We start from the raw sequence: 25,178 nt of genomic DNA, 5'->3' as shown, positions 1-25,178 counted from the left end.
GTTGACTGAAACGAAGGATCCCGTGTGCGGGATGACGGTCGATCCCGAGACCAGCAAATATCGTGCGGAGTACGACGGGACGACCTGGCATTTCTGCGCGCCCCGCTGTCGCGATAAGTTCCTCGAGGACCCTGGAAGTTACCTCGGGGAGAGCCATCCGCCGCCTCCCGCGCCGCCGGGCACCATCTACACCTGTCCGATGCACCCCGAAGTGCGGCAGGAAGGGCCGGGCGATTGCCCGATCTGCGGCATGGCGCTGGAGCCCGAGGAGGTCACCGCCGATACCGGCCCCTCGGAAGAGCTGAGCGACATGACGCGGCGGTTCTGGATCGGCCTCGTGCTGGCGCTGCCGGTGCTGGTGCTGGACATGGGCGGGCACCTGTTCGGCCTGGACCAGCTCGTCGCGCCGCAAACCACCAACTGGATCCAGCTCGCGCTCGCGACCCCGGTGGTGCTCTGGGCGGGCTGGCCGTTCTTCGTGCGCGGCTGGCGCTCCGTCGTGCGCCGCAGCCTCAACATGTTCACGTTGATCGCGATCGGCACCGGCGTCGCGTGGCTCTACAGCGTGGTCGCCACGGTGGCGCCCGGCATCTTTCCGGAGATGTTCCGCCAGCCGGACGGGTCTGTCGCCGTCTATTTCGAAGCGGCGTCGGTGATCGTCGTGCTCGTGCTGCTGGGCCAGGTCCTGGAGTTGCGGGCGCGGGAAAAAACCTCCGGCGCCATCCGCGCACTGCTGGATCTCGCGCCCGCCACCGCGAGGCGTCTCGACGAGCAGGGCGGCGAGGAGGACGTGCCGCTGGACCAGGTGAAAGTCGGGGACCGGCTGCGCGTGCGTCCCGGCGACAAGGTGCCGCTGGACGGCGCAGTGCTCGAAGGACGCTCCTACGTGGACGAGTCGATGGTGACCGGCGAGCCGCTCGCCGTGCCCAAGGAGGCGGGCGACACCGTGATTGGCGGCAGCATCAACAACCAGGGTTCGTTCATCATGCGGGCCGACAAGGTGGGGCGCGACACCATGCTGGCGCAGATCGTGCAGATGGTGGCCAACGCGCAACGCAGCCGTGCGCCGATCCAGGGCCTGGCCGACAAGGTCGCAGGCTACTTCGTGCCCGTCGTGATCCTCGTGGCCGTGATCGCCTTCGTCGCCTGGTCGCTATGGGGCCCGCCGCCGGCGATGGCGCTGGGTCTCATCGCCGCGGTGAGCGTGCTGATCATCGCCTGCCCCTGCGCCCTCGGGCTCGCCACACCGATGTCGATCATGGTGGGCGTCGGCCGTGGCGCGCAGGCCGGCATCCTGGTGCGAAACGCCGAGGCGCTCGAACTGCTGGAAAAGGCCGACACGGTCGTGATCGACAAGACCGGCACGCTGACCGAGGGCAAGCCGCGGGTGACGGCCGTGCGGACCGCGGAAGGCTTCGAGGAACGGGAGCTCGTCCGCCTCGCGGCGGCGCTCGAGCGTGGCAGCGAGCATCCGCTTGCGGAAGCCATCATCGAGCACGCCAGGGCACTGCGACTGGAGCTGCCCGCCAGCGAAGGCTTCGACTCACCGCAGGGCAAGGGCGTGGTCGGCGAGATCGAGGCGCGCCGCATCGCCCTGGGCAACCGGCTGCTGATGGAGAACGAGGGGGTGGACATCGCCGCCCAGGCCGAAGCAGCGGAGTCCCTGCGGCACGACGGCGCCACGGTCATCTTCGCCGCCGTGGACGGCCGGATCGCCGGCCTCATCGCCATTGCCGACCCGATCAAGGAAACCACGGCGGCTGCGGTCAAGGCGTTGCATGACGAGGGCATCCGCGTGGTCATGCTCACGGGCGACAATCGCACCTCGGCCGAAGCGGTGGCCCGCAAGCTGGACATCAACGAAGTGGAGGCCGAGATCCTGCCGGAGGACAAGGGGCGGGTGGTGCAGCGGCTGCGCGACGAGGGTCGCATCGTGGTCATGGCGGGAGACGGGGTCAACGACGCCCCTGCGCTGGCGCTCGCGGACGTCGGCATCGCGATGGGAACCGGCACCGACGTGGCGATCGAAAGCGCCGGCGTCACGCTGCTGCGCGGGGACCTGATGGGCATTGCCCAGGCGCGGCGCCTGTCGCGGGCGACGATGCGCAATATCCGCCAGAACCTGTTTTTCGCCTTCGTCTACAACGCCGCCGGCGTCCCGGTCGCAGCGGGGATACTTTATCCCTTCGTCGGGATCCTGCTGTCGCCGATCATCGCCGCAGCGGCCATGAGCTTCAGTTCAGTGTCGGTCGTGACCAACGCGCTGCGCCTGCGACGCGCGGCGCTCTAGGCGTTTCGGGCGGCCGCTTCACCACGCGTAGGCCTGCGGCGCTTCGCCCCCCGGACCCGGGAAAATGTCGTCGAGCGTACTCAGCGCGTCGGCGTCGAGGCTCACCTCGGTAGCGCGGACGGCGCTCTCGAGTTGCTCGATGGTGCGGGGACCGATGATCGGCGCGGTCACGGCGGGGTTATGCATCAGCCAGGCCAGCGCGATCGTGGCGGGGGCCTCGCCGAGTTCGTCGCAGAACGTTTCGAAGCGCTCGAGTTGCGGCCGCTTCGATTCGATGTATTTCTTCATGCCCTCGTCGACCCGGCGCCCGGCCTCGAGCTTGCGCAGCACGCCGCCCAGCAGCCCCCCGCCGAGCGGGCTCCACGGGACCAGGCCCAGGCCGTAGTGCCGGCAGGCCGGGATCACCTCGAGCTCGACCATGCGGTTATCGAGATGGTAGGTGCTCTGCTCGCTCACCAGGCCCAGGGTGCCGCGCCGCGATGCCTCCTGGCAGGCGGTCGCAATATCCCAGCCGGCGAAGTTGGACGAGCCCGGGTAGGTCACCTTGCCCTGTTGCATGAGGACATCGAAGGCCTGCCAGATCTCGTCCCAGGGACATTCCCGGTCGACGTGGTGCATCTGGTACAGGTCGATATGATCGGTCCGGAGACGCTGCAGGCTGGCGTCGCAATGCTTGCGTATCTTGTAGGCCGAGAGGCCGGGACCGTCGCTGTTCGGCTCGGGGCGTGGGTAGACGGCCTCCATCTTGCCGTACACCTTGGTCGCCAGCACGACGGCGTCGCGCCGGCCGTCGCCGAGGGCGAACCATTCGCCCAGGATACGCTCGGTCTCGCCGGGCGTCGCCGACCATCCATAGACGTCAGCGGTGTCGAAAAAGTTGATGCCGAGTTCCAGCGCACGATCCATCATCGCGAACGCCGCCTTGCGGTCGGTGTGCCAGCCGAAGTTCATGGTGCCGAGGCAGAGCCTGCTGACGCGGAGGCCATGTCTTCCGAGGTGGGTGTGCGGCACGCTCATGATGGAACTCCTCCTGTCGCCGGTCATTGCCGGACGTGGCCCTCGCGCCCGCTCAGGCCTTGGCCTGGTTGGCAACCGCCTCGGCGGCCTTGCGCGCCGCTTCCGGGTCGCCGAGATAGCGGCTTCCGGTCGAACGCAGCTCCGCGTCCAGTTCGTACAGCAGCGGGATGCCCGTCGGTATGTTGAGCTTGACGATGTCCTGTTCGCTGACGTCGTCGAGCATCTTCACGAGGGCGCGCAGGCTGTTGCCGTGGGCGGCGATGATGACGTTGCGTCCGGCGCGAATCTGCGGCGCGATCTCCGATTCCCAGAAAGGCCGGACCCGCGCCAGCGTGTCCTTGAGCGACTCCGCGGCGGGAAGGCGCTGCGGATCCACGTCTGCGTACTTGGCCTCGAAGCGGGGATGACGGGGGTCGTCGTCCTCCAGCGGCGGGGGCGGCACGTCGTAGCTGCGCCGCCAGATCAGCACCTGTTCCTCGCCATGGCGCCGCACGGTTTCGGCCTTGTCGAGACCCTGCAAGGCGCCGTAATGCCGCTCGTTCAACTCCCACGCCCGCCGCACCGGAACCCACATGCGGTCCATCCCGTCCATGACGATCCACAGCGTGCGGATGGCCCGCTTGAGCGTGGAGGTGAACGCCAGGTCGAATTCGAGTCCCTCGGCCTGGATGAGCCGGGCCGCTTCCGCCGCTTCCTCGCGACCCTTGTCCGTGAGGTCCACGTCCTCCCAGCCGGTGAACAGGTTGGCGAGGTTCCATTCGCTCTGGCCATGACGAAGCAGGATCAGTTTGTGTGCCATCGATCAGTCTTCCTGTGCTTGGCGCCGGCTGCGGCGCGTTTCAGCGCGTGGTGGCGCTGACGAGGTAATTGCCGCGGTTCTCGTCGTACTCGAGGCCGATCAGGCCGCGCTTCTCCGCATCCTTCAACAGGTCGGAAAAGCTGTTGTAGCCGTAATAGCTCTCGCTGAAACCCGGGTGCACGCGCTTGATGGTCTGCTTGACCATCGAGCCCCAGAGCTGGTCGTAATCCGTGTCCAGCGACTCCACGATTTCCACCAGCTTGTCCATCGCCTCGGTCTTCTTGTCCTTGGGCTCGGTCTTGCCACGGGTGCGCTTCGGCTTGGCGGCCACGCGGACGAGATCGTCATAGTAGATGAACTCGTCGCAACCGTGGATCAGCAGGTCCGAGGTCGAGCTCTTCACGCCGCAACCGATGACGCGCTTGTTGTTCTCCTTGAGCTTGGACACCAGCGGCGAAAAATCGCTGTCGCCCGAGAGCAGCGCGAATATGTCGATATGCTGCTTGGCATAGCAGAGATCGAGCGCGTCCACCACCATGTGGATGTCCGCGCTGTTCTTGCCGCTGTGCCGGCTCTGGGGGATGTCGATCATCTCGATGCCCTGGGAATGGAACTCGCGGGTGTATTCGCGATAGCCGCTCCAGTCGCAATAGGCCCGCCGGAACACCAGGCGGCCCTTCTCGAGCAGGCGCTTGATGACGAGTTCGACGTGAAACTTGTTGTCGCCCTTCATGTCGCGCACGCCTAGCGCGAGGTTTTCGAAATCGATGAAGACCGCGATCAGCGGTTCGGTAGCCATGTCTGCCTTCCTTGTGTCATGCGGCTCGCAGTCAGTCCTGGACGAGCCGGCGAATTTCCTGGAGCGCGACGGACAGCGTGGCAAAATCCAGTGAGCCCCCATCCCGCATCTCGTCCAGGGTCTGGCTGAAATGTGCAGCCCGCTCGCTGCGCGCGGCGAGCCATTCGTCCACGGCCGCGCGCGCATCGCGATCCGGGCGCGCGACCTGCATCATGTTGGCGCACAAAGCGCGGTGCAGGCCATAGAGATTGTCGCGCAGGCTGCCGCGGGCCTTGGCCTGCCACATGCCCTCGACGCGCAGGTTGTCCACCTCGTCCGAGATCCAGTACAACTGCAAGGCCTCTCCCACCCTGAAATATACCTCGGCCGCATAGCGGACGCCGACGGTGCAGTTTTCGGCCAGCGCGATGATGTCGAGCGCGGAATGCATCGGCGCCAGCGCCGCCATCTTGCGCGCCAGTGACCGGGGCACGCCGGTTTCCACGTACAACTTCGCTGCGGTCTCGTAGCGCTCGAGGCGCGCGCCCTGCATCACTTCCGGCAGGCACTCCAGCAACTCCATGACGCCCGGGTTGAGCCGGGCCACCGCGACCGCGATGTCCGGCAGTTCGTCGCGTCGATCGAGCAACCAGCGCGAGGCCTGCTTCATCAGCGCCTGGGTGGCGCGCAGCATGGCATGTTGCACGGCGGCGTCGATGCGGTTGTCGAGGCTCTCGATGGCTTCCCAGATGGCCCTGATCTCGAAGACCTCCCGCGCGATGGTGAACGACCGGGCCACGGACGCTATGTCGGCCCCGGTCTCGTCCTGCATGCGGAAAGCGAACACCGAACCCATGCGGTTCACCAGGCTGTTGGTGATCATCGTGGCGATGATCTCCCGCGCGAGCGGATGTTCCCGCAGGTAGTCGATGTAACGGCTTTGCAGAGGCTGCGGGAAATAACGCTGCAGTTCCTTGCCGAGATACGGGTCCTCCGGGACACTGGAGCGCACCATTTCCGCGTAGAGCGACATCTTCGCGTAGCTCATGACGACCGAGAGCTCGGGCCGGGTCAGGCCCTTGCCGCTCTTGCGGCGTGTCTCGATCTCTTCTTCATCCGGCAGGAATTCCAGGGCGCGATTGAGCCCGCCGCGTTTCTCGAGCTGGCGAATGAACCAGGCGTGTTCGTTGGCCCGCTCCGGGGCGGTCGCCTCCGCGATGCTGATCGCCTGGGTCTGGAGGTAATTGTTGCGTAACACCAGCGACGCCACTTCGTCTGTCATGCCGACGAGGAGTTTCTCGCGTCTTGCAGGCGTCAGCGGCCGGTGACGGTTGGCGATGTCGATGAGGATCTTGATGTTGACTTCGTGGTCGGAGCAATCGACGCCCGCCGAGTTGTCGATGAAATCCGTGTTCAGCCGCGTGGCCGCCCGCGCCGCTTCGATGCGCCCGCGCTGCGTGAAACCGAGATTGCCGCCTTCCCCCACGACGCGGCAACGCAACTCGCTGCCGTTGATTCGCACGGCGTCGTTGGCCCGGTCCCCGACTTCGAGGTGACTTTCCGTGGACGCCTTGACGTAGGTGCCTATGCCGCCGTTCCACAGCAGGTCCACCGGCATGCGCAGGATGGCCTTCACCAGTTCATCCGGCGTCAGGGCCCTGGTTTCGACGTCCAGCAGCGCCTGCGCCTGCGGCGAGAGCTCGATCAGTTTTTCGCTGCGCGACCAGACGCCCCCGCCGGCCGAGATGAGATTCCGGTCGTAATCGTCCCAGCTGGAGCGCGGCATCGCAAAGAGGCGCTCGCGTTCGGCGAAACTCGCCTCGGTATCGGGGTCGGGATCGAGGAAGATGTGCTGGTGATTGAACGCCGCGCAAAGTCGCAGGCACCGTGAGAGCAGCATGCCGTTGCCGAACACGTCGCCGCTCATGTCGCCGATCCCTGCCACGGTGAACGTCTCGTTCTGGATATCGCGGCCGAGTTCCCGGAAGTGGCGCTTCACGGCTTCCCATCCGCCGCGTGCGGTGATGCCCATTTTCTTGTGGTCGTATCCCATCGACCCGCCCGAGGCGAAGGCATCACCGAGCCAGTAGTCGTGCTCCGCGGCCACGGCATTGGCCGTGTCCGAGAACGTGGCCGTACCCTTGTCCGCGGCCACGACGAGATAGCTGTCGTCGCCGTCGTGCCGGATGACGTCCTGTGGCGGCACCAGCACGCCGTCGACGAGGTTGTCCGTCAGGTCCAGCAGGCCGTTGATGAAGGTCTTGTAGCAACTGACGACCTCGCGCATGACCAGGGTGCGGTCGCCGGAGGGCAGTCTCTTCGGCACGAAGCCGCCTTTCGCACCGACCGGCACGATCAAGACGTTCTTGACCGCCTGGGCCTTCATCAGGCCCAGCACTTCGGTGCGGAAATCCTCCCTCCGGTCCGACCAGCGTAAGCCGCCGCGCGCCACCAGCCCGCCGCGCAGGTGCACGCCTTCGACCCGCGGCGAGTGAACGAAAATCTCGAACATCGGGCGGGGCAGCGGCAGGTCGGGAATCTTGTGCGGGTCGAGCTTGAGAGACAGGTAGGCCCTGGGTGATCCATGTTCGTCGAACTGGAAGTAGTTGGTCCGCAGGGTGGCGAGGACGAGTGCCCGGAATGCGTTGAGCATGCGATCCGCGTCCAGGCTGGCCACGGCGTCGAGCGCATGGGCGAGCGCCTGGTTGACCGTGAGCGTCGTGCGTTCCCGTCGTTTCTCGGGAAGCGCGGGATCCGAGCGCGCCTCGAACAATTCGACCAGCATGCGCGCCACCAGTGCGTGTTCCGCGAGCACCTGTTCCATGTACGCCTGCGAAAAGGGCAGGCCGGTCTGCAGCAGGTAACGGCAGAGGGCGCGCAGCAGCGCGGCCTGCCTCCAGTTGAGGCCGGCCTTCAGGATCAGGCGGTTGAAACCATCGTTCTCGACCCGGCCGAGCCAGATGTGCTCGAAGGCTTCCTTGAACAAGTCGTTGACTTTGCCGGGGTTGATCGCCATGCCGTCGCCCGTGTGCATCTCGAAGTCCTGCACCCAGACCTCTGTCGGGCCCTTGGCGTGCGTCGCACGCAAGCGATAAGGGCGCTCGCTGATCACGCGCAGGCCCATGTTCTCCAGCATCGGCAGGATTTCCGAAAGCGGCAGCGGTTCACCGGCCTGGAACAGCTTGAAGCGCACGCGGTCCTCGGGCAGGCCGGCCGGCCGGTAGAGGCTCATCCGCAATCGCCGCGGCTCCGCCTTGATGGCTTCGAGGCGCTCGATGTCGAAGGTGGCCTCGCGCGCGCTGATGTCCTCGACGTAGGCGGCCGGGAATGCGTCCGTGTACTCGCGCAGCAGCGCGAGCCCGTCTTCCTCGCCGAAACGCGACACCAGCTCCGTCCGCAGCTCGTCGGCCCAGGTTCGCACGGCTTCCGCGATCTTCTTCTCCACGGCGCCGACGTTCACTCGAGGCACGGTGCCCTGCGGGGTGCGGACGATGAAATGGACGCGGGCCAGCTTGGACTCGGACATCTCCACGGCCGATTCGATGCTCACACCGCGAAAGGCATCCAGGAGGATCTCCTGGATCCGCTCGCGCACCTGGGTGTTGTATCGCTCGCGCGGCACGAACACCAGGCAGGAAAAGAAGCGCCGGAAGGCATCGCGGCGAACGAACAACTTGGTGCGCTGGCGCTCCTGGAGCGAATAGATGCCGGTGCTGATGCGGACCAGGTCGGCCAGCGTGCTCTGGAAAAGCTCGTCGCGGGGGTAGGTGTCGAGAATGTGGACCAGCGCCTTGCCGCCGTGGCTGTCCGCACGCAGTCCCGAGCTGGCGATGACCCGGCGCAGCTTGTCGCGCAGCAGGGGAATTTCGCGCGGTGTGCGGCTGTAGGCTGCCGACGTCCACAGGCCCAGGAAGCGACGCTCTCCCGTGACCCGGCCGTCGCTGTCGAATCGCTTGACGCCGACGTAGTCGAGATAGCTGTTGCGGTGGACCGTCGCGCGCGAATTGGCTTTCGTGATGATCAGCAGGTCGCGTGAGCGGGCCTGGCGCCGGATTTCCCGACCGGCGAGCGAGGTCGTCGGCTGCACGTCGGCCGGCGGGGGACGGCGCAGGATGCCGAGCGCGCTGTCCGGGACGGGGCGCAGCAGGTCTGCGTCCTCTCCCTGGATGAGCTCGTACTCACGATAGCCGAGAAAAGTGAAATGGTCGTCGGCCATCCATTCCAGGAGCTCGCGGCTTTCCTTGACGATCTCCTGGTCGAGTGGCGGCGGCCGTGTGTCCAGCTCCGCACAGATCTCGCGAGCCCGGCCCCGCATCGCGCCCCAGTCCTGGCAGGCGGCGCGCACATCGCCGAGCACGCGCTCGAGCCGGGCGAGGATCGCCTGCAGGACGTCCGGCGCGGTTTCCCGGTCGATCTCCAGGTGCATGAAGGATTCCAGCCGGGCGTCCGGCCCCGCGTGCTCCGGCAGGGGGACCTCGAGCAGGCGCCCCTCGTCGTCGCGCCGGACGTGCAACACCGGGTGGACCGTCAGGTGGATATAGCTGCCGTGGCGGTTGAGCGCCATGCTCGTGGAATCGACCAGGAACGGCATGTCGTCGGTGACGACCTGGACGATGGTGTGCGGGGAGTTCCAGCCTTCCTCGGCCGGCGAAGGATTGCCGACCAGGATACGCGGCGTGCCGGGCTGGCGATGCAGCGCAAGGCGCAGGTGGGACAACGCCGCGCCCGCCAGGTCGACCGCCCCGCGGTCCTTGAGGTCGTCGAGCGCGGTGTTGCGGTAGTACTGCGCGACGTAGGCGGCCACATCCAGGCCCGCTTCCGCGGCCTCCGAAGTACTCGCCGCCGCCACCACCTGGTCGAGGAAGCGGCTGCGCGCGTCGGCGGCGCGGCGTTGCGGAAGGGTGTCCGTCATTCGTGTTTTTGCAGGTCCGCGATGGCGGCGGCCAGGAAGCGGCAGGCTTCGCCCCCGGTGGCGCAGCGATGGTCGAAAGTCAGCGACAACGGGATGCGCCGATGGGTCTCGATGCCGCCCATCACGGCGACGATGTCGTGCCGCAGGCCGCCGGCGCCGAGGATCGCGATCGTCGGCGGCACCACGACGGGGGTCGCGTAGCGGCCGGCCATCATGCCGAAGTTGGACAGGGTGAACGTGAAGTCGCGCATGTCCTCGGGCTTGACGCTGCGCTCGCGGGTCGCCGTCTTGATGGCGTTCAGGTCGGCGCGCAATTCCTGCGGTGATTTCTGTCCGACATCGCGGACGACCGGCACGATCAGGCCCTCGGGCGTATCTACGGCGATCGCGATGTCGACCCGCGACTCGAGCTGGCGGCTCATGTTCTCGCCGTCATAGAAGCCGTTGAGCGCCGGTTCCGCCCGGCAGGCCACGGCGATGGCCCGCAGCAGCCGTGCCGTGATGTCCTGGCCCGGCACCCAGTGGTGAATGTCGGCGTCGTCGAAGATCGTGCACTGGGATACGAGATCCCGCGCGGCGCTCATGCTCTGCGCCATGGCCCGCCGCGGACCGCGCAACCGCTCGGGCTCGCCGGGCGGCAGCTTGACCCTGGGCGCCTGGCGGGGTGCGGGGGGCGACGTGCTCGCCGCCGCGGCGCGGACGTCGTCGGCCACGATACGTTCGTGACGCCCGGTGGGCCGGCAGTCTTCGAGCTTCACACCGAGTTCCCTGGCCAGCGCCCTGACGGCCGGAGCGGCCTTAATTTTGCCGGCGGTGCGGCGCCGGCCACGCCCTGCGATATCGGCGTCCTCCAGGACGTCGTCGCTGCTCATCATCTTGCCGACGACGGTGCCCGAGTCCGCGCGGTCTTCGTCAGCAGTCGCGGCGGGCTTGGCGGGCTCTGCAGGCGTATCGACCTTGGCGGCCGTCGATTCCGCGGAGCCGGATACACTTCCGCTCGCCGCGGCGTCTGTCGTGTCGACGCTGGTGTCGATGTCCACGAGCGGGGAATGCGTCGGCAGGATCGTGCCGTCCGGCGCATGGATTTTGGCGATCCGCCCGGTGTAAGGCGCAGGCACCTCGACCACGGCCTTGGCGGTCTCCACCGACAGCATCGGCTGATCGACATTCACCATGTCGCCTTCGGCCACGAGCCAGCTGACGATCTCGGCTTCCGGCAGGCCTTCGCCGAGATCCGGCAAGTTGAAAGTCTTGACGCTCATTGCGGCTAGTCCTCGAAGGTCTTTTTGACGCCGTCGATGATGCGGGCGACGCTGGGCAGGTATTCGTACTCGAGCTTGAACAGCGGCATGACCGTATCGTAGCCGGTCACGCGAACGATGGGCGCCTTGAGGTCCCAGATGCCCTTCTCGGCGACGCCGGCAGCCACTTCGGCGCCCACGCCGCAGCTCTTGGCGGCTTCATGAACGATCACGAGCCGCCCTGTCTTCTCGACCGATTCCAGGATCGTGTCGAGGTCCATCGGGCTGATCGTGGCAAGATCGATGACCTCCGCATTGATGCCTTCTTTCTCGAGCTCCGCAGCGGCCTTCAGGGTCTCGAAGGTCATCGCGCCCCAGGTCACGATCGTCACGTCTTCACCCTCCCGCAGGATATAGCAGGTATCCAGCGGCAGTGCCTCGCCGTTGTCGACGACTTCCTGTTTCTGCAGGCGGTAGATGCGCTTGGGTTCGAGGAACACCACGGGATCGGGATCGCGAATCGCCGCCAGCAGCAGCCCGTAGGCACGTCGTGGCGAGGAGGGGATCACCACGCGTACGCCCGGCATGTGCGCGAACATCGCCTCGGTGCTCTCCGAGTGATGTTCCGGGGCATGAATGCCGCCGCCGAATGGCGCGCGCAGCACCATCGGCACGTGCATCCGCCCGCGCGTGCGGTTTCGCAGCCGCCCGGCGTGATTGATCATCTGGTCCACCGTCGGATAGATGAAACCCATGAACTGGATCTCGCACACCGGACGCATGCCCTGCGAAGCCATGCCGATCGACATGCCGGCGATCATCGACTCGGCGAGCGGCGTGTCCATCACGCGCTCTGCGCCGAAACGCTGCTGCAAGCCGGCGGTCGCGCGGAACACCCCGCCGTTCACGCCCACGTCTTCGCCGAGCACGATCACCCGGTCGTCATGTTCCATCTCCCAGGCCAGCGCCATGGTGACGCCTTCGATCAGCGTGATCTGCGCCATCAGTGGTGGCCCCCGGAGTTCATGAAGCGGCGCGCCGTTTCGCGTTGCTCGACCATGCTCTCCGGCAGGGTGGCGAACATCGAGTCGAAGATCGATTCCACCGGCTGCGGCGCGGTGTCCAGGTAGGCGGCCACGGCCGCATCGACCTGTCGCATGCAGTCCGCTTTCAGTGCGGCCTCGTCGGCCTCGCTCCAGGCGCCCGTCTGCTCGAGATAGCGACGGATACGGATGAGCGGCTCGAGTTTCCAGGCCTCCTCGACCTCGCCCTTCTCGCGATAGCGGCTCGCGTCGTCCGCAGTGGTGTGGTCCGACAGGCGATAGGTCACGGCTTCCACGAGCGTCGGTCCATCCCCCTTGCGTGCGCGTTCCAGCGCCTCTTCCATCGTCTGCCGCACGGCGATGACGTCGTTGCCGTCCACCTGGATGCCGGGCATGCCGGCGGCCACGGCTTTCTGCGCGAGCGTCTCGGTGGCCGTCTGCAACCACAGCGGCACGCTGATCGCCCACTTGTTGTTGACCACCACGAACACCACCGGCAGGTCACGGACCGCGGCGAGATTGAGCGCCTCGTAGAAGTCGCCCTGCGAGGTGCCGCCGTCGCCGATCACGCTCACGGCGCAACGCGGCTCGCCGCGCAGCTTGTAGGCCATTGCGGCACCCGCCGCGTGCAGGCACTGGGTGGCGATCGGCACGCACCAGGGGAAATCGTGCTGCGGGCCCGCGAAGCGGTTCCCCCGTTCGTCACCACCCCAGTAGAGCAGCACCTCTTCCATTTTCACGCCGCGCCAGAACTGCGCGCCGTACTCGCGGTACATCGGTGCGAAACAGTCCTCGGGCCGCATGGCGGCGCCGACGCCTACATGAGCCGCTTCGTGCCCCAGGCTGGATGCGTAGGTGCCCAGCTTGCCGGTGCGCTGCAGGTTGATCGCCTTGGTATCGAAGGTGCGTGTCAGCACCATCAGGCGGTAAACGCGGAGCAATTCCTCGGGGTCGCTGGCGAAAGCCGGCAGGTCCGCGACGACGCTGCCATCCGGGTCCAGCACCTGTCGATACGGGATCCGAAACTCCGCAATGGTCTTCACGACGTCATCCTCCTGATATTCTGGTCGCGGGCCGGATCGCCGGACCGCAAATAGCGCGGCATTATACACCGCGCCCGCCGCCGCAGAGGGCGGCGCCCAGCCCACCGGATGCTGCGTCGCCGCAGCAGGAGCGCTCGATGGGAAGAAGAAAAATGGAAGCCGGTATCCACCGTGACCTGGAGGACCGGCTCGGCTATGCGGGGTACCTGGGACTCGACCGGATCCTGGGGGCCCAGCAGCCCTTGTCCGATCCGCCGCATCACGACGAGATGCTGTTCATCGTGCAGCACCAGGTTGCGGAACTCTGGATGAAACTGATCATTCACGAGCTGGAGGCGGCCATCGCGTCGATGCGGGCGGACCGCATCGAGCCCTGCTTCAAGGTTCTTGCGCGGGTCAAGCTGGTGCAACAGCAGCTGTTCCACCAGTGGGGCGTGCTGGAGACCCTGACGCCCGCCGAATACGCGCGCTTCCGTCACGTCTTCGGCCAGGCCTCCGGCTTCCAGTCGATGCAGTTCCGTCTCCTCGAGTTCCTGCTCGGCAACAAGGACAAGGATTCCCTCGTGGTGTTCCGGCACGATGCTGCAGCGCTGGAACGGTTGCAGGCCGCCCTCGAAGCGCCCTCGATCTACGACGAGTTCCTGCGCCTGCTGGCGCGGCGGGGATTGCCCGTGCCCCCCGAGCGGGTGACGCGCGACTGGTCCGAGCCCTGTGATTCCCATCCGGGCGTGGTGGCGGTGTTCAAGACGATCTACGAGGACACGCAGCGCTACTGGGACGCCTACGACATGTGCGAGAAACTCGTCGATGTCGAGGTCAATTTCCAGTTGTGGCGCTTCCGTCACCTGAAGACCGTGGAAAGGATCATCGGGCACAAGCGCGGCACCGGCGGATCGTCCGGGGTGCGCTTCCTCAGGGCGGCCATCGATATCCGGCTGTTTCCGGAACTGATCGACGTGCGCACGGAAATCGAATGAAGCCACGGCCGGCGAGTCACGCGATGCGCGGCGGTTGCAGTGTCGCAGCGTGCGCTTCCAGCTTGTCGAGCAGGGCGTCCAGCGCGCGCCGCTGTGCGTCGTCCAGCACCTCGAGCAGGGTCGCTTCGTAGTCACGCAGCGCCGGCGCCACCCGACGATAGATCTGTCGCCCCGCCTCGGTGAGCTCCAGCGCGCTGCGTCGCCGGTCGCCCTGGACGAATTCTCGCTGGACGCGGCCCGTTTCGAGCAGGCGGCGCACGGCACGGCTCACGGCGACCTTGTCCATCGCGGTGCGTTCGGCCACCTGTGCTGCCGACAGGCCCGGGGCCGGCGCAAGCACCGCCATGACGCGCCACTCGGGAATGGAAAGGCCGAAGCGCTGCGAGTAGGCCGCCGAGATGGCGGTGCTCAACCTGTTCGACAGTACCGAAAGCCGATAGGGGAGAAAGGTCTCGAGGACCAGAATCTCGTCGTTCATTGGTGCAATGCAGCTTGTTGCCTAAAACCCTCTGGGACTATAATAGTTTCATATGTAACTAATCAACCCTTCTTGTACATGCTGCAAGACCTGCGGAGATATCCAATGACCGAGGTTCATGACAACCCCCTGGGGATCGACGGTTTCGAATTCGTCGAGTTCGCCGCACCTGATGCTGCGCTGCTGCACAGCCTGTTTCGCCACATGGGCTTCACCGCGATCGGCCGCCATCGCGCGCGGAAGATCACGCTTTACCGGCAGGGCGAGATCAATTTTCTCGTCAACGAGGAACCCGACAGCTTCGCGGCGGATTTCGCCCGCGAGCACGGCCCGAGCGCCTGCGGTTTCGCGATCCGTGTCGCGAATGCCGAGCGTGCCCACGACTGGGCCATCGAGCGCGGGGCGGACCCGTTGACCAACAAGCCCGCAACCCTCGCGGTGCGCGGCCCGGTCATCTCCGGCATCGGCGGGAGCGCCCTGTACCTGGTCGATCGTTACGGCGAGCGCGGTTCGATCTACGATATGGATTTCGAGTACCTGCCCGGGGTGGATCGCCATCCTGCAGGATACGGCCTCACGTTCATCGACCACCTGACGCACAACGTCTTCCAGGGCAACATGGACAAGTGGGCCGGCTTCTACGAGCGGATCTTCAATTTCCGCGAGATCCGTTACTTCGATATCAAGGGCGCCAAGACCGGCCTCGTGTCGCGCGCCATGACGGCGCCGGACGGCATGGTGAGAATCCCGATCAACGAGGCGACCGACGACAAGTCGCAGATCGCGGAGTATCTCGAGGAGTACCACGGCGAGGGCATCCAGCACATCGCGTTGTTCACCGACGACATCTACGCGTCCGTCGAGGCCTTGCGCGCCGACGGGATCGAGTTTCTCGACGTGCCGGACACCTACTACGAGATGGTCGACGACCGCATGCCCGGACACAAGGAAGACCTGCCGCGCATGGCGGAGAACCGCATCCTGATCGACGCCGACAACGAAACACGCGAACGCCTGCTGTTGCAGATCTTCACCCAGACCTGCGTCGGTCCGATCTTCTTCGAGATCATCCAGCGCAAGGGCAACGAGGGCTTCGGCGAAGGCAATTTCCAGGCGCTGTTCGAATCGATCGAGCGCGACCAGGAACGGCGCGGCGTCATCTAGACCACGGGTTAGACCACGGGAGCCTCACGACGATGAAAAAACGGATCTCCTTCCCGAAGATCGAGGGCCGCAGCTCGCGCCAGGCGCATGCGGACCTGCCCGAGGGCACCTTCGAGCGGGAGCTGGGCAAGGAGGGGTTCTTCGGCCCCGCGACGCACATGTACCATCGCCGTCCCCCGACCGGGTGGAGCGATTTCGAGGGCCCGCTGCGCCCACGCGCCTTCGACACGAACCGGCTCGGTGCCGCGGCCGATTCGCCCTGGGCGGCGAGCCGCCTGTTGCACAATGCCGCGGTCAAGTTTCGCCACTGGACGCTGGAGCGCAACATGCCGGCGCTGGCGCGGAACTCGGATGGCGACGAGCTGCTCTTCCTGCACTCGGGGGAAGCGCAGCTGTTCTGCGATTACGGCCATCTCGAGCTCGTGGCCGGCGATTATCTCGTGCTGCCGCGCGGGACCATGTGGCGCCTCGAAGTGTCTGCGCCGATCTCGGCCCTGTTGATCGAGGCCACCAACGACAGTTATTGCCTGCCCGACAAGGGGCTGGTCGGGCCACATGCGATTTTCGACGAAGCGATGCTGGACACGCCGGCGATCGACGAGCGCTTCCGCGCACAGCAGGACGAGCAGACCTGGCGGGTGGAGGTGAAGCGCCGCGACGCCGTCTCCACCATCACCTATCCCTACAACCCCCTCGATGCCGTCGGGTGGAAGGGCGACCTGGCGCCCGTGCGCATCAACTGGCGAGCGATCCGCCCGCTCATGTCGCACCGCTACCATTTGCCGCCGTCGGCCCACACGACCTTCCTGGCCGGGCGCTTCGTGGTATGCACCTTCGTGCCGCGTCCCTTCGAGAGCGATCCGGAGGCGCTGAAAGTTCCCTTCTTCCACAACAACGACGACTTCGACGAGGTGATCTTCTACCATGCGGGAGAGTTCTTCTCGCGGGACAACATCCATCCGGGCATGATCACCATGCATCCCTGCGGCTTCACGCACGGACCGCATCCCAAGGCGCTCAAGAACATGCTTTCCCAGTCCGCGCCGGGCACCAACGAGGTCGCCGTCATGCTCGACACGCGCGATGCCCTCGAGGTCGATGAGGCGGCGGCCGGTATCGAGTGGGACGCTTACGTGGACAGCTGGAAAGGAGGCGCGGCATGAAACTGGGCACCCTGAGAGCCGGAGGGCGCGACGGCACCCTCGTGGTGGTCAGCGCGGACCTGGGGCACGCCGTGGTCGCGCGGGACATCGCACCGACCCTGCAGGCGGCGCTCGACGACTGGGATCGCACTGCGCCGGCGCTGGCCGAGCTCGCCACCGCGCTCGAAGCAGGTTCGGTCGAGGGACGGTTCGCGCTGCGCATAGAAGATCTCGCCGCACCGCTGCCGCGCGCCTACCAGTTTCTCGACGGCAGCGCCTACCTGGCCCACGTCGAGCGGGTGCGCCGCGCCCGGGGTGCCGAGATGCCGCCCAGTTTTCTCGAGGATCCCCTCATGTACCAGGCGGCCTCCGACGGTTTCCTCCCCCCGGTCGGCACGATCCCGGTGTCCAGCGAGGAATTCGGCATCGATTTCGAGTCCGAGGTCTGCGTCGTCACGGGGGACGTGCCGATGGGCGTCGGTCCGGCGGAAGCCGCGAACCATGTCCAGCTCGTATGCCTGGTCAACGATGTCTCGCTGCGCAACCTGATCCCCGCCGAGCTGGCAAAGGGCTTCGGCTTCGTGCAGAGCAAGCCGCGCTCGGCCCTGTCGCCGGTGATGGTGACGCCGGATGAGCTCGGCGACGCGTGGCGCGACGGCAAGCTGCACCTGCCGCTGCTGACCTGGCTCGACGGTGAGCGCTTCGGCGCCCCGGAGGCCGGTGCGGACATGCAGTTTTCCTTCCACGAGCTGATCGCGCACGCCGCGAAGACGCGGCCGCTGGCAGCGGGGACCATCATCGGCTCGGGCACGGTCGCCAACCAGGACGAGTCGCTCGGCGCATCCTGCATGGCGGAGAAGCGCATGCTGGAAATCATCCGGGACGGCAAGCCGAGCACGCCCTTTCTTTCGTTCGGCGCCCGGGTGCGCATCGAGATGCTGGACGGTGCGGGACGCAACATCTTCGGCAGCATCGAGCATGTCTACGAACCTTACCGCCGCTGACCGGGCGCTGCCCCGGCTTCACGGCTACTGGCGCAGCTCCGCCGCATGGCGCGTCAGGATTGCGCTGAACCTGAAGGGCGTGGAATGGAGCGCCACGCCCGTCCACCTGGTGCGCGGCGGCGGCGAGCAGCGCCAGCCGGCTTTTCTGCGGCTCAACCCCCAGGGACTCGTGCCGGCGCTCGAGATCGACGGGCTCGTGCTGACGCAGTCGTTGGCGATCATCGAGTATCTCGAAGAAACGCGCCCCGCGCCGGCCCTGCTGCCGCCCGACCCTGCCGGGCGCGCCCGGGTACGCAGCCTGGCGCAGCTGGTTGCCAGCGACATCCATCCGCTCAACAACCTGCGCGTCCTGCAACAGCTGGAAGGACGCTTCGGCCTCGACGCGGCGCAGCGCCGCGACTGGTATTGCCACTGGGTCGAGGAAGGTCTGCGGGCGCTCGAGAAGCGCATTGCCGCGGCGCCGGAGACCGGCCGCTTCTGTCACGGGGATGCCCCCGGCCTGGCCGACTGCTGCCTCGTGCCGCAGCTGTACAACGCGCGGCGCTACGGTTGCTCGCTCGAGGGGCTGCCCGAGTTGTTGCGTATCGAGGCGGCCTGCGCGGTCCTGCCGGCGTTCACCGCCGCGGCCGCCGATGCCCAGGCCGACGCGGTGGCGGGAGCCTGAGCGACGGCAGGCAGCGGCCCTCCGCGACACGCGTCGAGACTGCCGCGAGCGTCTAGAATCAGGGTAGGGCAAACAGCCACGGGAGCATATCGATGAGCATATTCAGTCTCGACAAGATTCCTGCCGCACCGGGGGTCTATGCCTTGTACGCCCATGATCGCCCGCTGCTCGTCGGTTCGGCGTCCAACCTGCGCGAGTACGCCGCGGAGCACCTGTTCGGCGGCGACGGGCCCAGCGAGGCCTTGCGCCAGTCGTTGCCGCACCCCGAACAGGTGACGGAGGTGAGCTGGTGGCAGCATCCGGAGATGCTGGACGACGCGCGTCGCGAGGCCGCCTGCCAGGTGGCCGTCCAGGCCTTGTCCCCGGCGGCCAGGCCGCGCTCGAGGCTCTCGGATCTCGGCGGGATCGCGCTCGAGGATCCGGGCTTCGTCAAGGAGATGAACGCCCTGTTCCACGGTCCTCCGAGCGGATCCTTCGTGCCGCAGTCGCTGCATGAACTGGCCCGCAGCGTCTACGAACTCAGGGACAAGGTGGCCGAGCTGGAACGGCGCCTCGAGGAGCGTCGCTGAGCCGTTGGCCCCGGTCAGGCCTGCGCGCTGGGCCGCGCGGATACCTGGGCATGCCAGCGCGCGAAATGCGCGCAGCCCTCGGGGGCCGGCAGCTTGACGGCCACCGCGAAATCCACGATACAAAGCAGCGTGATGTCGGCGAGGGAAAAATGCCCGCCCGCCACGTACTCGGACTCGCCGAGGCGCCGATCGATGGCCGGGTAGAAGTCCGCGAGGCGTGCACGGCCGCGCTCGACGAGGCCGGGAATGGCCGCCGTACCGCTCCGGCCGGGGATCGCCCGCTCGGCATAGGGCGGGTAGCTGTTGCGGAACGCGTCGATCACGGGCTGTCCCGCATCGAACTCGATGCGCCGGTTCCAGCATTCCACCATGGCCTGCTCCAGCGGCGTCGTGCCCAGCAGCGGCGGCTCCGGATGCAGTCCCTCGAAGTAACGGCAGATCGCCGTGGTCTCGTCGATCACCGTGCCGTCTTCGAGCTCCAGCGTGGGCAGGAGCCCGCGCGGATTGATGGCGAGGAAGGCGGGCTCGAGATTCTCTCCGGCGCGAATATTGATTTCCACACGCGGCACATCGAGGCCTTTCTCGGCAATAAAGATGCGCACCCGGCGTGGATTGGGCGCGACCCGCATATCGTAGAGTTTCATGGCCTGGACCTCGCTGCCGTGGTGCCCGGATCATAGCGCAGTCGCCAGCCGCCAGCCGCCAGCCGCCAGCCGCCAGCCGCCAGCCGCCGCCGCGCCGCGTTCAGTCGTACGGTGGTGAAAGGCCGAGGTAGCGGCTGCGATTGACGTCGAGCAGGTTGTCGCTCCAGCCGACGACGCGCGGGCCGACCAGGTTGCGCGAAGCGTGGTGATACAGCGGGATCAGGGCCTGGGTCTGCATGGCCAGCGCCTCGGCCTCGCGCAGCAGCTTCGCCCGTTCGCTCATGTCGCCACGGCCCGACGCCTCGTCCGTGAGCCGATCGTAGTCGGCGTCCGAGTAGTCGCCGAGGTTGTTGGGGCCGCTGTCCGTCTGCAGCAGCAGGGTGAAGGTTTGCGGATCGTCATAGACGGCCAGCCAGCTTGCGAGGCCGAGATCGAAGTCGCCCTGCTGCAGGGCCGCGTAATGCACGGCGGTCTCGGCGCGTTCCAGCGTGACGTCGGCGAATATCGCGCGCCACATCGACTGCATCGCGATGGCCACGCGTCGATCGTTGTCCGACAGCGGGTAGCGCAGTTTCAGGTGGAGCGGCCTGTCGCGGTGCCAGCCGGCGGCGGCCATGAGTTCGCGGGCGCGCAGCTGCCGCTTCGCCAGTGGTTCGTCGCGCCATGCGACCTGCGCCGGCGCGGCGTAATGCGCGGTGCCGGGCGGGACCAGGCTCCAGGCCGGGCGCTCGCCGCTGCCGAGCACCTGCGTCGCCAGGATCCGCCGGTCGATCGCCATCGACAACGCCTGGCGGACCCGTTCGTCGCGCAGTGCTTCGCGCGCGTGATTCACAGCGAGGAACGACAGGCCGAGCATGGGTGAGGCGTGCACGGCCTCGGGCAGGTTGTCCTCCAGCCACGCCGTGCGCCCCGCGGGAAAATCACGCAACACGTCGAGTTCGCCCGCCCGAAAGCGCAGCAATGCGGCGTCGCGGTCCTCGAGGCCGAAATAGATCACGCCCTCGAGCCGCACGTCGTCCGCCGCGAAGAACGCGGGGTTCTTTTCCAGCACCACGTGGTCGTTGGGCTGCCTTGCGGCCAGGCGAAAAGCGCCGTTGGCCGGCATTCGCCCGGGGTCGGTCCAGTCCTCGCCATGCGCCTCGATGGCATGCCGCGGGACCGGGAAGGCCGCGAAGTGCATGAGGAGTCCGGGGAAATAGGGGGTGCGCCGCTCGAGGCGAATCTCGAGCCGATCGGACGCCAGCGCCTCCACGCCGAGGGCGGTGGGCGGCAACGTCCCGGTGGTCACGGCGCGCCCGTTCTCGATCACCCAGAAGAACTGGGCATAGGGCGAAGTCGTGTCGCCGGACATCATGCGGCGGAAGGAATAGACGAAATCCTCCGCGGTGACGGGCGGGCCGTCGGACCAGCGGTGCGGGCGCAGCGTGAACTCGTAGCGGAGGCCGTCTGCCGAAACGCTCCAGTCTGTCGCAGCGCCGGCGCTCACCGCGCCATCCGGCCCCTCGGTGGTCAGGCCCATCAGCATGTCGCCGACGATCCGGTTCTCCCAGACGCCGGTGATGCGGTGCGGGTCGAGCGAGGCGGGATGCCCCGGGTTGCCCACCCGCAGCACGCCGTCGGCCGCGGCCGGCAGGGCGACGAGCACGCACAGCAGCGCTGCGGCGCTACGGCGCACGGGGAATCTCCATCGGCAGTTCACGCGAACTAGAATAACGGTTGGGGCCGCGGGCTTCGACCCCTGCGGCCGGGCCGGGAACGACGGGGCGTAGCCAGGCGTCTGGCCGTGGCAGTACGCTGGGCCGGAAACGAAAATCCTACAGGCGGGAGCATCGACATGGACATCGGCGACCTCAGGAACGAATACAGCGGCGAACCGTTTCGTCGCGTCGATCTCGATCCGGACCCCGTGGAGCAATTCGGTCGCTGGTTCGGGCAGGCCCGCGAGGTCGCCCAGCCGGAGGTCAATGCCTGTGCGCTGGCCACCAGCGGACTGGACGGGCGGCCGAATGCGCGCACCGTGCTGCTGAAGTACTTCGATGTGGACGGCTTCGTATTCTTCACGAACATGGAGAGTCGCAAGGCGCGCGAGATGGCCGAGAACCCGGCCGTCGCGCTGCTGTTCTTCTGGCAGTCGCTGGAGCGCCAGGTAAATATTCGCGGCCGCGCTGAGCGGATCAGCGCCACGGAGGCGATGCGTTATTTTGCGCGGCGCCCGCGCAACAGCCAGCTCGGCGCCTGGGTCTCCGAGCAGAGCGCGGTGATCAGTTCACGGTCCGTGCTCGAAATGAAACTCGATGAACTGAAGCGCAAGTTCGCCGCGGGGGACGTGCCGTTGCCGTCGTTCTGGGGCGGCTACCGGGTGCGTCCCGAGGAGATCGAGTTCTGGCAGGGGCGGCAGTCGCGCCTGCACGATCGTTTCCGCTACCGGCGCATCGACGACACCTGGGTCATCGAGCGTCTCGCGCCCTGATCAGGGCGGCGAACTCGGACAACGCCGCAGGGCCCACGATATCGTGAGCGCTCAGCGGCAACTCGATGCGCGCCAGGCCCGGCAGACCGGCATCGAGCGTCTGCAGGTGTTCCGCTTCCTGGTGCCGCCGCGCGGCGAGAAACTCCCCGGCATCCTCCGGGGAGCGCTTGTTCACCACCAGCCCCCCGACAGTGACGCCTGCGACGCCGAGCTTTTCGGCCAGTTCGAGCGTTTCGAGGACCGGCAGGCGTTCGGCGGCAAGCACGATGACGAAAGCCGTCAGCGACTTGTCCGCCAGCGTGTCGCGCAACAGTGCGAGACGTTCCCGCCGCCGATTCAGCAGGTGGCGGATCCGGTCGTCGCGGCCACCCCCTTCGCCGGGCCCGCCACCGAACAGCCGGTCACCCATCTCGGCTTCGCCGCCAAGATTGCCGAGCGCGGTGTCGAAGCGCCCCGCGCGCGTGCGCCGCGCCAGCAGCCCTTCCGTCCACGCCGCCATCATTTCCGGCAAGGCCATCAACCGCGCCGTATGCCCCGAGGGGGCCGTGTCGAAGACCAGCAGGTCGTGCTCGGAGAGGCCGCGCGCCACGGTTTCGGCGATGCGCTCCAGCAGCGCGGCCTCCTGCATGCCCGGCGCCTCGCGCGACATCTGCATGTGGCGATCGACCTCGCCGGCGAGATGCTCCGGCATCAGCCTGCGCAGGGCCGTGCCGACCTCGGCGAGATGCGCATCCACCACGCGATCCGGGTCCAGTTCCACGCCGTCCAGTCCCGGTGCCAGCCGCACCGGCTCGGGCCCCACGGCGCGGTTCCACAGGTGACCCAGGTTGTGCGCCGGGTCGGTCGATACCAGCATGACGCGGCGTCCCCGCTCCGCTTCGGCCAGTGCCACCCCGCTGGCCACCGTGGTCTTGCCGACGCCCCCCTTGCCGCCGAAGAACAGTACCCGTCGGTCGGCAGCGAGCTTCAACAGCACCGCAGGTGATCCAGCGGGGAATGCTCCATGCCCATGCGGCGATGCCAGTCGTGGAAGGACTCGTAGAGGACCGGCATCATCTCGAGCGTGTACCAGGAGGCGGGATTCGGCACGCCGAGCGTCTCCGAGAACACCAGCAGCATGAAGAGGTCGTCCTCGTCACGCTTCAGGCGTGCGAAGGTCCGCCGGTACGGGGCGATATAGAACTCCCGCAGCGCCGCGGAAAGCCGTTCCATGCGACCCGGCCGGCGGACCTCGCTCATCGACCGCTAGACCTCGGTCTCGATCGCCGGGACCCCCTTGGTGCCCCGGCTCATGGCCACCGCCGCCTCGAAGATCACCCACAACGCGGCCAGCAGGATCACGATGTCCATGCCGAGCAGCAGCCAGTTCTCCTGGCGGTAGAACTGCCCGAGCTGGACCAGCAGGGCGAACACGGACATCGTCAGCAGGAAAGCCAGGGGCACGGCCGTGAACCAGGCCGGCCGTCCCTGGCGGATCAGGATCACGGAGATGATCGAGAGCGTCAGGCCGGCCAGCAGCTGGTTGGTGGTGCCGAACAGCGGCCAGATGACCATGCCGCCTGCGCCGTCCGCGCCCGCGCCGAAAGCCAGCGCCAGGCAGAATCCCAGGGCGAGGAGGGTGCTGAAGACCACGTTGACCTTGACGCCCGCGACCTCCGCCGCTTCCTGGATCACGTAGCGCTGCAGGCGCAACCCCGTGTCCATCGTGGTGGCCGCGAAGAGGATGGCCATCACCGCCAGCATGGTTGCGCCGAGCTGGGTCGACATGCCGTAGCCGGCGCTGAGAATACTGCCGCCGCCCTGCACGAACGCGCCCACGCTGCCCGCGCCGAACTTCGAGTAGATCGCCTCCCAGTCGGCCAGGCTCGCGAACCCGGCGGTCGTGCAGATGATGGCTGCGAGCGCCAGCATGCCTTCGCCCACGGAGCCCCCGTAGCCGACGAAGCGCGCGTCGGTCTCCTTGTCGAGCTGCTTGGAACTGGTGCCGGAGGCCACGAGGCCGTGGAAGCCGCTGATCGCGCCGCAGGCAATGGTGACGAACAGCAGCGGCAACAGGCTCGGCGTCCCTGCCGGGACATTCTGGTTCAACGCGGGCGCGACCACGTCCGGCGCCGCGATCAGCACGGCGCCGTAAAGCAGCCCGAGGCCGAGGAACAGCTGCAGGCCGTTGATGTAGTCGCGCGGCTGGAGAAGCACCCAGACGGGCAGCATCGAGGCGATCCCGGCATAGAGGAACAGCAAAAGGATCCACTGCGAGCGCGGCCCGAGCCCCAGCACGCTGGCCGGCAGCTCGATCGGGAAACTGCTGCCGATGAATATCAGGCTGTAGAGCGCGACGACACCGATGATGGACGGCCAGAGGAGCCCCATCTTGTAGCGATAGATCAGCTGCCCGATCACCAGCGCCACGAGGATCGCGCCCCAGGTCGGAATGACGGCCGTCGGGGTGGACACCAGCAGGTTGGAAATCACCACCGCGAATGCGGCGTTGACCATCAGCAGCAGGAGGAAGATCACGACCAGGAACAGGTTACGCGCACGCGCGCCGATCACGTTTCCGGTGAGCGTGCCGATCGATTTTCCCTTGTTCCTGACACTGGCCCAGAGCGCGCCGAAATCATGCACGCCGGCGAAGAAGATGGTGCCGAAAATGACCCAGACGAAGGCCGGTCCCCAGCCCCAGATGACGGCGATCGCCGGTCCCACGATGGGTGCGGCGCCGGCGACGGACGTGAAGTGGTGCCCCCAGAGGACGAACTTGTTGGTCGGCACGTAATCGACACCGTCCCGGAACTCGTGCGCCGGCGTGCGGAAATCCGGATCGAGCCGATAGATTCGCTCGGCGATGAAACGTGAATAGAAGAGATATCCGCCGGCCAGCATCGCCAGGCCGAACAGCAACATCGTCACAGCACTCATCTGCTTCCCCTTTGTCTGGATCTA

21 protein-coding genes are annotated in these 25,178 nt (G+C 67.0%); 8 read left to right on the top strand and 13 right to left on the bottom strand.

Features of this window, described 5'->3' with window-relative positions; all coding sequences use genetic code 11:
• Window position 1 precedes the first annotated feature (1 nt).
• Window positions 2-2,290, top strand: a complete 2,289-nt coding sequence (locus tag G6032_RS00790) for a heavy metal translocating P-type ATPase (protein WP_276610756.1) — start codon at window positions 2-4, stop codon at window positions 2,288-2,290.
• A gap of 18 nt (window positions 2,291-2,308) precedes the next feature.
• Here the strand turns inward: G6032_RS00790 and G6032_RS00785 are convergent, their stop codons facing one another.
• From G6032_RS00785 to pdhA, 7 genes are read right to left on the bottom strand one after another with little or no spacing between them, the layout of a single operon-like run.
• Window positions 2,309-3,307 carry an aldo/keto reductase gene (locus tag G6032_RS00785; RefSeq protein ID WP_206211723.1) on the bottom strand — a complete coding sequence of 333 codons (999 nt, stop codon included), beginning with the start codon at window positions 3,305-3,307 and terminating at the stop codon, window positions 2,309-2,311.
• A 52-nt stretch (window positions 3,308-3,359) separates the two neighbouring features.
• On the bottom strand, window positions 3,360-4,094 hold the full coding sequence (gpmA, locus tag G6032_RS00780; protein WP_240901861.1) for a 2,3-diphosphoglycerate-dependent phosphoglycerate mutase: 735 nt from the start codon (window positions 4,092-4,094) through the stop codon (window positions 3,360-3,362).
• A 52-nt stretch (window positions 4,095-4,146) separates the two neighbouring features.
• Entirely contained in the window at window positions 4,147-4,905 is a 759-nt protein-coding gene (locus G6032_RS00775) for an NYN domain-containing protein (protein ID WP_165280220.1), read from the bottom strand.
• A gap of 31 nt (window positions 4,906-4,936) precedes the next feature.
• Complete coding sequence (locus tag G6032_RS00770) at window positions 4,937-9,796, bottom strand: NAD-glutamate dehydrogenase (RefSeq protein ID WP_165280219.1); 4,860 nt, start codon at window positions 9,794-9,796, stop codon at window positions 4,937-4,939.
• On the bottom strand, window positions 9,793-11,058 hold the full coding sequence (locus tag G6032_RS00765) for a dihydrolipoamide acetyltransferase family protein (RefSeq protein ID WP_165280218.1): 1,266 nt from the start codon (window positions 11,056-11,058) through the stop codon (window positions 9,793-9,795). Before G6032_RS00765 ends, G6032_RS00770 begins: the two co-directional genes overlap by 4 nt.
• 5 nt (window positions 11,059-11,063) lie before the next feature.
• The gene (locus G6032_RS00760; protein WP_165280217.1) at window positions 11,064-12,041 is read right to left on the bottom strand and encodes an alpha-ketoacid dehydrogenase subunit beta; all 978 of its coding nucleotides are present in this window, start codon (window positions 12,039-12,041) and stop codon (window positions 11,064-11,066) included.
• Window positions 12,041-13,123: a pyruvate dehydrogenase (acetyl-transferring) E1 component subunit alpha gene (gene pdhA / locus G6032_RS00755; RefSeq protein WP_165280216.1), complete on the bottom strand. Its 1,083-nt coding sequence runs from the start codon at window positions 13,121-13,123 to the stop codon at window positions 12,041-12,043. The genes G6032_RS00760 and pdhA overlap by 1 nt, the downstream gene beginning before the upstream one ends.
• A 137-nt stretch (window positions 13,124-13,260) precedes the next feature.
• Between pdhA and G6032_RS00750 the strand changes: the two genes are divergently transcribed.
• Complete coding sequence (locus G6032_RS00750) at window positions 13,261-14,100, top strand: tryptophan 2,3-dioxygenase family protein (protein WP_165280215.1); 840 nt, start codon at window positions 13,261-13,263, stop codon at window positions 14,098-14,100.
• Window positions 14,101-14,116: 16 nt separating this feature from the next.
• On the opposite strand, the gene G6032_RS00745 is transcribed toward G6032_RS00750, so the two are convergent.
• Window positions 14,117-14,578, bottom strand: coding sequence for a MarR family winged helix-turn-helix transcriptional regulator (locus tag G6032_RS00745; protein WP_165280214.1), 462 nt, complete (start codon window positions 14,576-14,578; stop codon window positions 14,117-14,119).
• 105 nt (window positions 14,579-14,683) lie between these two features.
• Here G6032_RS00745 and hppD point away from each other — a divergent pair, with 105 nt between their 5' ends.
• From hppD to G6032_RS00720, 5 genes are all read left to right on the top strand, one after another.
• Entirely contained in the window at window positions 14,684-15,742 is a 1,059-nt protein-coding gene (hppD, locus tag G6032_RS00740) for a 4-hydroxyphenylpyruvate dioxygenase (protein ID WP_165280213.1), read from the top strand.
• A 32-nt stretch (window positions 15,743-15,774) separates the two neighbouring features.
• A complete protein-coding gene (locus G6032_RS00735; protein ID WP_165280212.1) occupies window positions 15,775-16,905 on the top strand; it encodes a homogentisate 1,2-dioxygenase in 1,131 nt (376 codons plus the stop codon).
• Complete coding sequence (locus G6032_RS00730; RefSeq protein ID WP_165280211.1) at window positions 16,902-17,888, top strand: fumarylacetoacetate hydrolase family protein; 987 nt, start codon at window positions 16,902-16,904, stop codon at window positions 17,886-17,888. The genes G6032_RS00735 and G6032_RS00730 overlap by 4 nt, the downstream gene beginning before the upstream one ends.
• Window positions 17,863-18,552 carry a maleylacetoacetate isomerase gene (gene maiA, locus G6032_RS00725; RefSeq protein WP_165280210.1) on the top strand — a complete coding sequence of 230 codons (690 nt, stop codon included), beginning with the start codon at window positions 17,863-17,865 and terminating at the stop codon, window positions 18,550-18,552. The genes G6032_RS00730 and maiA overlap by 26 nt, the downstream gene beginning before the upstream one ends.
• 92 nt (window positions 18,553-18,644) lie before the next feature.
• Window positions 18,645-19,121 (top strand): hypothetical protein, encoded by a 477-nt coding sequence (locus G6032_RS00720; RefSeq protein WP_165280209.1) that lies wholly within the window; start codon window positions 18,645-18,647, stop codon window positions 19,119-19,121.
• Window positions 19,122-19,135: 14 nt separating this feature from the next.
• Here the strand turns inward: G6032_RS00720 and G6032_RS00715 are convergent, their stop codons facing one another.
• Both G6032_RS00715 and G6032_RS00710 read right to left on the bottom strand, forming a co-directional pair.
• Window positions 19,136-19,765, bottom strand: coding sequence for a glutathione S-transferase (locus G6032_RS00715; protein ID WP_165280208.1), 630 nt, complete (start codon window positions 19,763-19,765; stop codon window positions 19,136-19,138).
• A gap of 100 nt (window positions 19,766-19,865) precedes the next feature.
• Complete coding sequence (locus G6032_RS00710; protein ID WP_165280207.1) at window positions 19,866-21,440, bottom strand: peptide ABC transporter substrate-binding protein; 1,575 nt, start codon at window positions 21,438-21,440, stop codon at window positions 19,866-19,868.
• 159 nt (window positions 21,441-21,599) lie between these two features.
• On the opposite strand from G6032_RS00710, the gene pdxH reads away from it, so the two are divergent.
• Window positions 21,600-22,235, top strand: coding sequence for a pyridoxamine 5'-phosphate oxidase (pdxH, locus tag G6032_RS00705; protein WP_165280206.1), 636 nt, complete (start codon window positions 21,600-21,602; stop codon window positions 22,233-22,235).
• On the opposite strand, the gene G6032_RS00700 is transcribed toward pdxH, so the two are convergent.
• The 3 genes from G6032_RS00700 to G6032_RS00690 are packed head-to-tail and all read right to left on the bottom strand — an operon-like array spanning window position 22,213 to window position 25,154.
• Window positions 22,213-23,211: an ArsA family ATPase gene (locus G6032_RS00700; protein ID WP_165280205.1), complete on the bottom strand. Its 999-nt coding sequence runs from the start codon at window positions 23,209-23,211 to the stop codon at window positions 22,213-22,215. The two genes, pdxH and G6032_RS00700, sit on opposite strands and share 23 nt — an antisense overlap.
• Entirely contained in the window at window positions 23,202-23,474 is a 273-nt protein-coding gene (locus G6032_RS00695; protein WP_206211722.1) for a cory-CC-star protein, read from the bottom strand. The genes G6032_RS00700 and G6032_RS00695 overlap by 10 nt, the downstream gene beginning before the upstream one ends.
• Window positions 23,475-23,480: 6 nt before the next feature.
• Window positions 23,481-25,154, bottom strand: coding sequence for a carbon starvation protein A (locus G6032_RS00690; protein ID WP_165280204.1), 1,674 nt, complete (start codon window positions 25,152-25,154; stop codon window positions 23,481-23,483).
• Window positions 25,155-25,178 lie beyond the last annotated feature (24 nt).

The organism is Wenzhouxiangella sp. XN24 (genome assembly GCF_011064545.1).
In the GTDB taxonomy this organism is placed as follows: Bacteria; Pseudomonadota; Gammaproteobacteria; order Steroidobacterales; family XN24; genus XN24.
The sequence above is the reverse complement of the archived record's forward strand: the minus strand, read 5'-3'. Positions and strand labels throughout refer to the sequence as shown.